The sequence below is a fragment of the Microcoleus sp. B7-D4 genome (genome assembly GCF_036705125.1).
GTDB lineage: Bacteria > Cyanobacteriota > Cyanobacteriia > Cyanobacteriales > Microcoleaceae > Microcoleus.
Map to the genome: position 1 here is coordinate 1 of NZ_JAUBTT010000014.1, position 12179 is coordinate 12179.

At 45.8% G+C, this 12179-nt stretch carries 11 protein-coding genes; 3 read left to right on the top strand and 8 right to left on the bottom strand.

Translation table 11 applies throughout. From position 1 onward, the window contains the following. Nucleotides 1–118 precede the first annotated feature (118 nt). The 3 genes from QUB12_RS07835 to QUB12_RS07845 all read right to left on the bottom strand — a co-directional run bounded on the left by QUB12_RS07835 (nucleotide 119) and on the right by QUB12_RS07845 (nucleotide 4269). The gene (locus QUB12_RS07835; protein ID WP_333141339.1) at nucleotides 119–2215 is read right to left on the bottom strand and encodes a tetratricopeptide repeat protein; all 2097 of its coding nucleotides are present in this window, start codon (nucleotides 2213–2215) and stop codon (nucleotides 119–121) included. Between the two features lie 18 nt (nucleotides 2216–2233). After that, nucleotides 2234–3178, bottom strand: coding sequence for an Rpn family recombination-promoting nuclease/putative transposase (locus QUB12_RS07840; RefSeq protein ID WP_333141341.1), 945 nt, complete (start codon nucleotides 3176–3178; stop codon nucleotides 2234–2236). A 155-nt stretch (nucleotides 3179–3333) separates the two neighbouring features. After that, complete coding sequence (locus tag QUB12_RS07845) at nucleotides 3334–4269, bottom strand: NAD-dependent epimerase/dehydratase family protein (RefSeq protein WP_333141343.1); 936 nt, start codon at nucleotides 4267–4269, stop codon at nucleotides 3334–3336. Between the two features lie 261 nt (nucleotides 4270–4530). Here QUB12_RS07845 and dnaG point away from each other — a divergent pair, with 261 nt between their 5' ends. Beyond that, complete coding sequence (dnaG, locus tag QUB12_RS07850) at nucleotides 4531–6558, top strand: DNA primase (RefSeq protein WP_333141345.1); 2028 nt, start codon at nucleotides 4531–4533, stop codon at nucleotides 6556–6558. A gap of 410 nt (nucleotides 6559–6968) precedes the next feature. Here dnaG and QUB12_RS07855 read toward each other — a convergent pair whose 3' ends face one another. The 3 genes from QUB12_RS07855 to QUB12_RS07865 all read right to left on the bottom strand — a co-directional run bounded on the left by QUB12_RS07855 (nucleotide 6969) and on the right by QUB12_RS07865 (nucleotide 9321). After that, nucleotides 6969–7487, bottom strand: a complete 519-nt coding sequence (locus QUB12_RS07855; RefSeq protein WP_333141347.1) for an SET domain-containing protein-lysine N-methyltransferase — start codon at nucleotides 7485–7487, stop codon at nucleotides 6969–6971. 21 nt (nucleotides 7488–7508) lie between these two features. After that, a complete protein-coding gene (locus QUB12_RS07860) occupies nucleotides 7509–8510 on the bottom strand; it encodes a DMT family transporter (protein WP_333141349.1) in 1002 nt (333 codons plus the stop codon). Nucleotides 8511–8805: 295 nt separating this feature from the next. Further along, complete coding sequence (locus QUB12_RS07865) at nucleotides 8806–9321, bottom strand: pentapeptide repeat-containing protein (protein WP_333141352.1); 516 nt, start codon at nucleotides 9319–9321, stop codon at nucleotides 8806–8808. A 14-nt stretch (nucleotides 9322–9335) separates the two neighbouring features. Between QUB12_RS07865 and QUB12_RS07870 the strand changes: the two genes are divergently transcribed. Then, nucleotides 9336–9929 (top strand): YraN family protein, encoded by a 594-nt coding sequence (locus tag QUB12_RS07870; protein WP_333141353.1) that lies wholly within the window; start codon nucleotides 9336–9338, stop codon nucleotides 9927–9929. Nucleotides 9930–10271: 342 nt separating this feature from the next. Here the strand turns inward: QUB12_RS07870 and QUB12_RS07875 are convergent, their stop codons facing one another. Next, a complete protein-coding gene (locus tag QUB12_RS07875; RefSeq protein WP_006632408.1) occupies nucleotides 10272–10661 on the bottom strand; it encodes a hypothetical protein in 390 nt (129 codons plus the stop codon). Nucleotides 10662–10808: 147 nt separating this feature from the next. On the opposite strand from QUB12_RS07875, the gene queA reads away from it, so the two are divergent. Further along, on the top strand, nucleotides 10809–11951 hold the full coding sequence (gene queA / locus QUB12_RS07880; protein WP_333141355.1) for a tRNA preQ1(34) S-adenosylmethionine ribosyltransferase-isomerase QueA: 1143 nt from the start codon (nucleotides 10809–10811) through the stop codon (nucleotides 11949–11951). Between the two features lie 42 nt (nucleotides 11952–11993). On the opposite strand, the gene rpmF is transcribed toward queA, so the two are convergent. Further along, on the bottom strand, nucleotides 11994–12167 hold the full coding sequence (gene rpmF, locus QUB12_RS07885; RefSeq protein ID WP_006632406.1) for a 50S ribosomal protein L32: 174 nt from the start codon (nucleotides 12165–12167) through the stop codon (nucleotides 11994–11996). Nucleotides 12168–12179 lie beyond the last annotated feature (12 nt).

Genomic DNA, 12179 nt, shown 5'->3' on the forward strand with positions numbered 1-12179 from the left:
GTCCAAAAAGGACGGGCGGGACGCCCATCCCACAAACTTGTGGAAGTTATTTAATTCTCATTCCTTAGATGCGGAATAACTTACACAAACAAAGTCCGCCCACGCGGGTTAATAACAATTATTGTTGTTGTTCGGATTCTAGCGGGCTGCTTCCTAGCTGACTTTCTGCCCGCTTTTTTGCTTCCATTGCCGCTCCGTAATCCGGTTTGTAGCGAATTGCTTTGTCATAGGAGGCGATCGCATCTTCGTATCTTTTTACCGCCACAAGCGCATTGCCGCGGCTGTACCAGGCTTCCGAGTAGTCAGGCTTGACATAGACAGCTTCATTGTAAGAGACTAGCGCATCTTCGTACCGCTTTAAATTGGACTGAGCATTGCCTCTATTGTACCACGCTTGATATTCTTTCGGGTTTAAATCTAAGGCTCTGCTGTAACACTCAATTGCTTGTTCGTACTTGCGTAATTCGTGGTATGACCAACCTAAATTATACCACGCTTGATAATAATCAGGTTTTAATTTAACAGCTTTTTCGTAAGCTTCTACCGCTTCTTCATGCCTCCGCATTTTCAGGAAAGCGATGCCTTTACTGTACCAGCCTTGATAAAACTTGGGCTGAAATCGCACGGCTTTTTCGTAGGCTTCAAAAGCTTCTTGGTTTTTGTTTAATTCTAGGAAGACATTGCCTAAATTGTACCAAGCTTCATAATTATCGAATTTGATTTCAACTGCTTTTTGATAGGATTCTACGGCTCGATCGTACTGTTTTAATTTTTGGTGAGCTTGTCCGCGATTGTACCAGGCACGGTACAAATTGGGCTGAAATTTTACGGCTTTTTCGTAGGAAGTGATGGCCTCTTCGTACCGCTGCGAATCTAAGAGAACATCGCCTCTGCCTTCCCACGCTGCAGCATAGTCGGGCTGGATTTTCAAAGCGTTATCAAAAGATGCGATCGCCTCTTGAGACTGTTGCAACTTATCCAAAGCATAACCGCGTCCCGTCCAAGCTTCCAAGTATTCCGGCTTTAATTCTATGGCTTTATCATAAGCTGACTGCGATTCTTGGTATTTTTTCAATTCGTACAAAGTTTTGGCTTTTTCCTGCCAAACTTCCGCGTAGTCCGGTCTGAGAGTTATTGCTCGCTCGTAAGCTGCCAGAGCTTCTTCAAATCGGCTTAAATTGTAAAGAGTATTACCTCGGTTGTACAGGTCAGTTGCATTGGCCGCATTAAAAGTATTTACACCATAAATAGATGCTATAATACTGATGCCAATTAAACTGGCGATCGACAATATTTTTAAATACAGTTTTTTTCGGGATTTTACCGGCCCCTTCGCAGCAGCAACCGGAGGCAATACAGGAACTGTACCGCTGAAAGAATTTTTCAATTCTTTAATAGCTTGCAGCGTTTCGCTGGCACTAGAATAACGTTGCCTAAAATCGTACTTTACCATCTTATCTAAAATCTTCGCAAATTCAGGACTGACTGATGTTTTGTCCTGCCAAATAATTTCCTCTGTATCGGGGTTCCTTGGCATTTGGTGAGGATTTATGCCAGTGAGGAACTGAATTGCGATCGCACCGACGGCATAGATATCGCTGCTGAGTTTCGGGTTGCCGTGAGCTTGTTCGCTGGGCATATAACCGGGAGTACCGATGCTGACACTCAAGCTATTCTTGGGCTGAGGAGTGGTGATTTGAGTAGTAATTTCTTTGACTGCGCCGAAGTCAATTAAAACTAATTTTCCGTCTCTATCTCTGCGGAGGATATTGCGGGGATTGACATCGCGGTGAATCACATTTTGTTGGTGTACAAAGTCTAAAATTTCTAGAAGTTCTTGCAATATACAAATGACTGCATCTTCCTGCATGACTCCCGCAGTTCCCGGAGAAGCTTGCGTAATTTCTTGACTTAAATCGTGGCCTTCTATAAATTCTTGAACAAGATAAAATTCTTGATTTTCTTCAAAGTAAGCAAAAAGTCGGGGAATGCGATCGTGATTTCCCAACTTGTACAAAACTTGTGCTTCCGTATCGAATAAACGTCTTGCTACCTTTAAAGTTTCGGGATCGGTTGCGTGAGGTTTAAGCTGCTTGACGACGCAGAGGTGATTGCCTGGTAGCTGCTTATCTTCCGCTAAATAAGTTTGAGCAAATCCGCCGCCTCCCAAGTGACGGATAATACTGTAGCGATTGCCGAGTGTTATTCCAAGCATGAGATTTACCTAATATTCCTAGTCTTTTGGAGAATTAGCTTCCAACCAAGCTGTTAAATCTTCGGCATTAGAAAAATCTAACATGGCTTCTGCAAGATTCTCTAATTTGTCGATCGGCAATTGGCTAATGCGGCTTTCAATATCCGGGTTTATTTGACCTAAACGGCGACTCAGCAAACGCATAATTAACCCTACTTGTCCTTCTTGTCTGCCTTCTTGTCTGCCTTCTTGTCTGCCTTCTTGTCTGCCTTCTTCCCGACCTAAAGCCACTGAACCCTCTTGATCTTGAGCAAAAAACTCTTGCTGTTGTAATATGTTAAATTCCTCCTGTGTCAAACTAACTTGATTGGCAATTTCAAAGGCTTTCTGAATTTCCGGGACTGTGACCATTGTTTGAGGTACTTCATCCAAAGTGCCAGTAGTTTTGATAAAGTAAATCCACTTGTCCGTAAGAGTTTCCAGTCGATCCAATTCTTTCTTAAATTTTGGCAACTCTACAAATACTAACTCAATGTCATTTTGTAGATAATCAGACAAGCGATTTCTTTCTTTGAAGACAAAATGCGAAATCACATCTTGCTCGCCGCGAAACATTTCAAAATCAGTGATAGTCAAAGCAATCACAGGTCGCAATTGCTTGTAGAGTTCTCCCCTTGTTAATTGGAGTGCATAGGTTTTTGCTGCATTGTACAAAACTCGCTTGCCAAATGCCTGTACCTTCAAAACTTGCATTTCAATAATCACAAATGTGCCGTCATTAAGTAGCGCTTTGACATCTAAGTAACTATTTTTAGCTCCGGCTACTTGAGGGCCAAGATAAGGATCGAGGATTTCTAAGCTTTTAATGATCGATTCTTCTTCATAGAGTATGGCATTTAAGAAACTAATCAAAATCTCTGTACTTTGGCTGGAGCCAAATATTTTTTTGAAGGCAAAATCCATTTTGGGATTGATAAATCTCATGTTATTTTTCTCCTTCGAGATTTGGACTTAACACGGCTGCAAACCTTACTGTGACAGTGTGTTTGCTATGTTTCTTGTTCCCTCCCCTTACTAAGGGGAGGGTTAGGGTGGGTGCTAGATTTTTGCTATTGAGATGCTCCCACTATAACTTAACTTCAAACGGCTTTCAAAATCTCGTCATCGACTGAAAAATCTATCTCAGCTTTGTCCCGCCCCGAAACTACATAATCATGCTGAAAAGAATCTTTCAATCCAGAAACTAAGTCAAATTCCGGCTGCCAGTTAAGATCGGTGACAGCTTTATTAACTGAAGCAAAAAAGTGCTGCAATCGCATTGGGAAAGCTTTCTTTTTGCCGAAGTCAAATTGTTTCGGATCGTAGTGTACAATCTTAATAGCATCAGGGGATTTGCCTGCCGCTTGAATGCAGGCGCGGGCTAAACCGTCAAAGGTGACAAATCGATCGCCCGAAACGTTGTAAATTTGCCCGATCGCCCTTTGGTTCCCCAAAACCGCCGCCATTGCTTTAGCCAAATCCTGACAGTGCCCCAACTGCGTGAAGTGCATTCCGTTACCGGGAATCGGAATCGGTCGATCGCGCACAATGCGATCGAAAAACCAAGCCTCCAAATCGTTATAATTTTGGGGGCCGTAAATGTAAGTCGGGCGAATCGAAGTCCAAGGCAAACCGGACTCGGCCAAGTAATTTTCGGTTTCGCATTTACCCAAATGCCGGCTTTTAGGATCGGTAGCGTCCCCTTCAATATGAGGCATTTGATCCGATTTCAAATAAACCCCCGCAGAGCTCATGTAAACAAAGTGCTGCACCCGCCCTTTAAATATTTCAGCTAAAGGCTTTGTATCGCTGAGTTCACGGCCGTTGTTGTCAAAAACCGCGTCAAACTCGACCGTCGATAACTTTTCTTGCAATTGTTCAACATTTGTGCGATCGCCCTGAATCTGTTTTACGCCCGCAACCGGTACAGGCTTGTTGCCCCGGTTAAACAACACCACTTCATGCCCTTGTGCTGCTAAAATCTTAGTAAGATAAACCCCAATAAACCGAGTACCGCCCATCATTAAAATTCGCATTATTTTCGATGCTCCTTACAGTTAGTGTAAATATCTTACAATAAAGTTATGCCCTAGGGCGTGTTTTCTATCCCCGGAGATCCCCCTAAATCCCCCTTAAAAAGGGTGACTTTGACACTGATTATTTCACCTTTTTAAGGGGGCTGGGATTTTGAATCTCATGAGAAATCACTCAGACTAGATAATTCATCCGTGTATCCGTGTCCTCATCCGTGTAGTGCTTTCCTTCTCCAATAATTTCAAGTTGCCTAAAATAGCCCTATGCAAGTTCCCCGGCTGCATCCAGAAACAATCGAAGAAGTCAAACAAAGAGCCGACATAGTAGACGTTATTTCCGGTCGCGTCGTCTTGCGGAAACGCGGGAAAGAATTCGTAGGTTTGTGTCCCTTTCACGACGAAAAATCTCCCAGCTTTACAGTCAGTCCCGGCAAACAAATGTATTATTGTTTCGGCTGCGGTGCCGGCGGCAATGCTTTTAAGTTCCTCATGGAATTGGAGAAACGCCCTTTCAGCGAAGTAGTATTAGAATTAGCTAAAAATTATCAAGTCCCAGTCAAAACAGTCGAACCAGAACACCGACAAGAATTGCAGCGGCAAATTTCTCTGCGGGAACAACTCTATGAAATCTCAGCACTAACAGCCAACTTTTACGAACACGCTTTGCGACAAACTCAAGGAGAAGAACCCTTAGCATATCTCAAATCAGAGCGCCAGCTAAGCGAAGAAACTATCCAACAATTTCAATTAGGTTATGCACCCCAAGGTTGGGAAGCACTTTACAGTTATTTAGTAGAACAGAAAAACTATCCGGCGCAATTAGTAGAACAAGCTGGATTAATTGTACCCCGAAAAAATGGCGGCAGCGGTTATTACGATCGCTTCCGCAATCGCATTATGATTCCCATTCGCGATACCCAAGGCAGAGTCATCGGTTTCGGCGGCAGAGCTCTCGGCGACGAACAGCCGAAATACCTCAATTCTCCCGAAACAGAACTCTTCGATAAAGGCAAAACTTTATTCGCCTTAGATACGGCGAAAACAGCCATTAGCAAAGCCGATCGCGCAGTGGTTGTAGAGGGGTACTTTGATGCGATCGCACTTCAGGCAGCCGGCATCTCCAACGCCGTCGCTTCCCTGGGAACAGCCTTAAGTTTAAACCAAGTACGGCAGTTATTGCGGTACACTGACTCCAAACAAATTATCCTCAACTTTGACGCCGACAAAGCAGGAACTCAAGCAGCAGAACGCGCTATTGGGGAAATAGAAAAACTCGCTTATCAAGGAGAAGTGCAACTGCGGGTGCTCAACATTCCCGACGGCAAAGATGCGGACGAATATCTCAAAACATACTCCCCAGAACAATATCGAGACTTGCTGGAAAATGCTCCGTTGTGGCTCGACTGGCAACTGCAACAAATGCTCGTCAATCAAGATTTGAAGCAAGCCGATACTTCCCAGCAAGTCACAAAAAAAATTATAAAATTATTAACCAATATCACAGACGACAATCAGCTAGCACATTATTTGCAAAAAAGCGCCGAAATTCTCAGCAAAGGAGATTTTAGACTCACAAAAATGCTCGCTGAAAACTTGCTCAATCAAGTAGTCAGCGATTGGGCAAAGCGGCAGAGTCAAGACGAATCATTGACAATGCCCCTGTTAATTAGAAACAAGCTGAAGCCGACCAAACAATATAAAAAGCAGCGTGCAAGCGGCGAAAACAAAAACTCAAAATCAAGCTTATCTGCCGTAGCCCGCAGTCTTTTAGAAGAAGCAGAAGCGCAATTATTGCAGATTTATTTGCACTGTCCCGAATACCGCCAAGATGTCAGAGAGGCAATAGAAGCTAGAGACGTGCAGTTTAGCCTTTCTCACCACAGATTTTTGTGGCACCAGATTGTGAATGCAGAAATATTGCACAAAATGTCTTTACAAGTAGCGCCTTCAGAGTTAATATTGAAATTGCAAGATAGCTTCATTGAATATCCGAATCAACTCAATCAAATCTCCCATTTATTTCACTTAAATGAGTTCTCAGAAAGAAACGTTTATCGCGCCCCTCTAGTAATTAGATCTGCCCTCGCCTGTATCGAGCAAATTATCAGCATGAAGCGCCGCCGGATTGCACTCAATATGTGGGAAAAAGCCAAGGCCGCTAGCAGTGGCGAAGAGGCTATAGAATATCACCAACTATTCTGTGCCGAACAAGAATGGCTCAAGGAATTAGAGCGGCTGCGTCAAGTTAATTTTTACGATTTAACATCCGTGCCTTGGGGGGGAAATTTCTAGAATTTCAGGACTTTAGTCCCTACTACGAACCAAAATCAGCTACCAACGAAACAGCCAGAAGATGGAAATGGAAGCAAACTTAGATGGGATATGCGATCGCCATTAGCATTGTTGTTGTTCGAGGATGACGAGTAGTTAGATCCTTGGGAGTCTGGTTCGGTGGTTGTCCAGGTTTAGTTTGCTACTCCGGCGAAACGGAAAGCTTCAACAAAGCTTACTTTGGAGAAGTTTCCCGTTCAAAGTTTTCGGACCTTAGTGACTAATTTATCGACGATGCTAAAAATCGAGTGCAGCCTAAACTAGCGGGTGTTTCAGTTAGTTTCGACCTGACGATGCCAACTCCTTTACAGCAGAAAGCCTTCGATTTGCTGGCGGTTCCGCTGACATTCTAGTCATGTATCCGGCGGGGGCTAAAGCCCGATCGCCTTACTGACGGGGGCAATACTAGGAACTTTAAGAGTACGCGGGGGAAGTTCCGTTTCAGGTGCCGTTACCTTGAGGTAATCGGCGATAAACTCACCATACTTTTTCCTGATTTCGTCAGGGAGAAATTTATATCCAAGGAGCTTGGATCGACATTCGGTGGAGCCACAACAACATTTGGGAATGTCAATGAAACTGTACTCTGTTGAAGAGTAATCCCAGGTAATCTCGCTTCCAGAAGGAATATCAACCAATGCCACGAAATCGTAGGCTCCGAATTGATTATTCCGAACCCCTGTGTTTGCGCTACAAGAATGATTGATCACTGATCCCGGTTCATCTGATTCTATATGCAGGTCAAAGTCCATCTGAAAGGTGTGAGTAGTTCTTTCGGGCAAGATATCGACTCGGCGTCCAACCACCACAGTCTCACCTTTACAGAAGTCTCGGCTGGCAAAAACGCCTCTACCTTTCTCTGTTTGCTGGATGAAAATATCGAAACCCATTTTCCTCACTCTTAATACCAATTACAAATCTAATTCTACTTCCACGAGGTTACTCGGAAGCGACGCTGGAGGGTTAATGGGCTCAGTATCCGAATCTGGCAGCGCTGCAACAATCGACTCGTTAACCTGTATTTCGCCATTCTGCTCAGTGCCCTGAGATTTGCTTTCACCAAAAACCATTGCCACCACTACAAGAGCTGCGCCAATCAGACCGCGTACTCCCAGTTTCTCTCCCAGTAGTAGAAACGAGAAAATCGCTGCGGAAATCGGCTCGAAAGTATACATGAGCGCCGTGTCCTCAGCCTTAACCCATCGTTGAGCTAATACTTGAAGCACAATCGTAGCAGCAGTATCAAATAAGCCAATATATAAAAGAATACCAAGATTCGCGCCAATTGCCTCCTGTTGTGCAAGCAGATCGGGAGCGGCCCAAATTAAAGAAAATATTGTTATCACCCAAAGCTGGATCGCAGCGAGTGGCAAAATGGGGTGGCGCAACGTGGTGGACTCAAGCTTAAGAATGTAGATCGAGTAGAGAAAAGCCATGCCCAACATCAACAGATCGCCGAGCACTAGCTGTTCACTCTCCCAACACATCACTCCAATGCCAAAGATGGCAAGTCCTGCGGCGAGGAAAGTTTTTGGGAACACCTGCCTACCTAGCAGTTGCCCTAGCAGAGGAACTAGGATGACGTTGAAACTGGCAATGAATGCAGCACGATCGGCAGAAGTCGTCTCAAGGGCAAGGGTTTGGAGGACTGATGCAGGAAACAGTATGAGTGATAAGAAGACTCCATCCCGTAGCAGGGAAAAATTCAGGAAGCGCAAATAGGGGGTAAACGGCAACGCTGCTATTACGTAGCGGGTTGCAAATATTGCAGAAGGAGAAAGACTGCTGAGAGCTCCCTTGATAACCGGATAGCTTGTACCCCAGATTAGGGTGACAAGGAGCAACACTGCTATACCCCAAGCATGGAGAGTGTTTGGCGATCTTTGAGAACCACTATTTAATTCTGTAGTCATTGAGTAGCCTAATTCATTAGCAATGGAACTAAATTCCGTTAGTTAACCGTCAAGAGGTTGACTAAAGTAATAAAATTCAATATTTTAAACTCGAATGCAGCCTAAACTAGCGGGTGTTGCAGTTAGTTTCGACCTGACGCCGACTCGTTTACAGCAGAAAATCTTCGATTTGCTGGGGGTTCCGCTGATATTGCAGTCATGTATCGGGCCGTGGCTCAATCCCGATCGCCCTACTGCCAGAGAGTTTACATGGAACTTACCCCGCACGCGGGGTAAGTTTTGTTTAATTAGCCTTTTAATAATCGCAAAAAAGAGTTTCGCGAGTATCTCTACCCGTCACCGGATTAGTACCTTTTGCCACTTTACAAAGTTTTTCTATCATATCGTCTCGCAGCAGTGTCTCTGTAAAATCAGCACCGTCAATAATAGCTCCTTCCAGCCTGGTATTGTAAGCGAAAGCACCCTCAAGGATAGCATTAGTTAAATTTGCTTTCATCATGCGAGCTAAATCTAAAGTAGCACCCGTGAAATTAGCGCCTTCAAAATTTGCCTCTTCCATATTGGCCGCAAAAAAGCTGACACCCCGCAAATCTGCCTTAGTAAAATTGCTGTTGCGAAGATTAGCTTTATTAAAACTGTCGTCAGTCAGAACTTGTCCACTAAAATCAGCCCCGACTAGGATTTCTTTGTCGTGATCCAAAGCCAAAGCAGGTGCGGGATTAATGCCGATCGCCCCAGCGGCAATTACTGCTAAAATAACAAAACTCAGCAAGAAAGTATAAATATGTTGGCGAATTCGAGAAATCATCATACAAGTTCAAGCTAATGGGCAGTCGTGACAGTTCAGAATTGAATTCTACCAGAAAGAGCGTCAAGCGTAGCTATCCCGTAGGGAATCGCCCGTTAGCCACCGCTGACTCCAATTGCCCCCAATCCCCCAACTCTAGGGATATCGGCACATTGGGAGAAAACTTAGTCGCCGAGTGGTTGCAGCAGCAAGGTTGGGAAATCCTGCACCGCCAGTGGCACTGTCGCTGGGGAGAGATTGACATCATCGCACTCGGAAGAGATGAAGAAAGCGCAAAAAACCAATTTCTTCCCAATCACCACTCCCCAACATTAGCATTTGTAGAGGTAAAAACTCGCCGCCAGGGAAATTGGGATGCTGGTGGAATGCTAGCTGTTAGCACAACAAAACAAGCCAAACTGTGGCAGACAGCCGAAATATTTTTAAGCACTCACCCAGATTTAGCAAATAATTCTTGTCGCTTTGATGTCGCCTTAGTCAGGTGCGAACCTTCACAACAAAACACTAAGCGAATATTACCACCATTAACTGCAGCGAACTCTCAATCCGCCGTTGCCGGAAACTACCGACTCACCCTGCAAGAATACATTCGCTCGGCTTTTAGCATTTAAAAGTATATAATTAAAATTTAGAGGGTAAAATCTCAAAGCAAGGCCACTAGGTAATTTTTAATTGTTAACTTGCCTAGGCTGTCGCGCATTTCTCTCTTGAGCTTTAACGGAGCTGAAAAAAGCGTTAAATCTTCTCCCGCTTTCCCCTTCTCTCCCTCTCCTGTTCTGTCATATAGCGATTCTCAAGCGTGGTGAGGTATGGGGGCTTTGTCCTATGCCCTATGCCCTATGCCCTATGCCCTATGCCCTATGCCCTATGCCCTATGCCCTATGCCCTATGCCCGCCAGAGCACCTCATGTTACTGAGAAAGGCTATAAGAGTTAATTTATATGCGTAGCAATCTAGGCGAGAGTTTCCGGGCAATATCCCAGACCCTTGACAAACTGCTGGCGAAAGGCTTCAATTTCCTTACGGTCAGGGCTGCCGTGACAAACCACGGCCACCTGGTAGCGGCGCATCACGCTCAGTGGCGACTGTCCGGTTTCCAAACTCCAAAGCGCCATTTGCAAGCGAATTTCAGGATCGTAAGGAATCCCGAGTTCGTTCATAAAAGCCCGAAAATCCCCGTGCATTTCTGGAGTTAAATATTGGCTCATTTTCACCTTTACCACCCAGCCGTCAATTTGGTGAATAACAGTGATAAATTGCAAGGGAAGATGATGAGCCGTGCGTAGGTAATCCACGACTCTCAGAGTAAGGCTAGTATTGGCGATGTAGTAGAGGTATTCCATAACGATCCTTCGAGCAAAGCTGATGCTACACCTCTATCATGGCGGGCTATACCCGCTGCCACAAGGGGAAAAGCACCCGACTTTGGATGGGGGTTTTTACCCAATTTGTTACCCAGTTGACAGATCGATCGCACAGGAATTCACTCGATGACAGAGATGGACTGGTCTTTGGACGGCTACGACTACGAACTTCCGCCCTCGCGCATTGCCCAAAATCCCGTAGTGCCGAGGGACAGTTCTCGCTTGCTGGCTGTAGATTCTCCCAGCAGCCACCAACACCGGATTTTTAGGGATTTACCCGATTTGCTGCAACCGGGCGACTTGCTGGTGCTCAACAACACCCGCGTGCTGCCAGCGAGGCTCTACGGGCACAAACCCAACGGCCCGGCTGTGGAGATATTGTTGATGGAAGAACGGCAGCACAACTGTTGGCTGGCTTTGGTTAAACCGGGGAAACGCTTAAAGTTGGGAGCAAAAATTGAGTTTGATCCCATCGCCCCTGCCTGTGAGGACTCGATCACAGATCCTTGCTGTTGCCGAACCGATGCCACGATGCCCCCCCATCGTCGTCGCTTGACTGCAACAGTTATAGACAGGGACGAGGCAACAGGGGGACGGCTGTTGGAGTTTGACATCCCCACAGATGAGAATCTGGCGAAGTTTTTGGACGAATACGGCCACGTACCCCTGCCGCCCTACATCGAAAATTCCCAAGCTTCAGCCGAACAGTACCAAACTGTTTATGCCGATCGACCCGGGGCGGTGGCGGCCCCCACAGCAGGCCTGCACTTCACCGAAGAATTGTTCAGCCGCTTGGAACAGCGGGGAATCGAAAAAACTTTTGTCACCTTACACGTCGGAGTAGGGACGTTTCGCCCGGTGGAGGTGGCAGACGTGACGGCTCACAAAATGCACGGCGAATGGGTGGAAGTACCCGCCGCCACCGTCGAGAAAATCCGGGAAACTCAAGCCAGAGGCGGGCGGATCATTGCGGTGGGTACAACAGCAGTGCGAGCTTTAGAGGGAGCAGCCGCCGCGAGTGGCGATTTTTCCTTGCAACCTTTTTGCGGCCCGACCAATTTGTTTATCTACCCTGGTTACAAGTGGCGGGTTGTAGAGGGGATGATTACCAATTTTCACTTGCCCCGCTCTACTTTGATGATGATGATAAGTGCGATGATTGGAAGGCCTCGGCTGTTGGATTTGTACCGAGAAGCGATCGAGCATCAGTACCGCTTTTATTCCTTTGGCGATGCCATGCTGATTTTACCAGCAGCAAAAAAGGATTGATCGATCGGGCATCGGGTTCGCCCCATGCCCGGTATGCCGTTTCTATTCTTCCTCCTCTTCTTCATTGCCGGGATACACGAAGCTGTTGGAACGCCCAGTCAGAACAGATTTGCCCAGAGACAGAGCTTTCTGAGCTGCCACTACAGCTTTGCGCTTCCATGTGGCCTTACGCATATTCTTCTTGGATTTGGAGGTTTTCTTCTTAGGGACTGCCATGACGCTAAATAC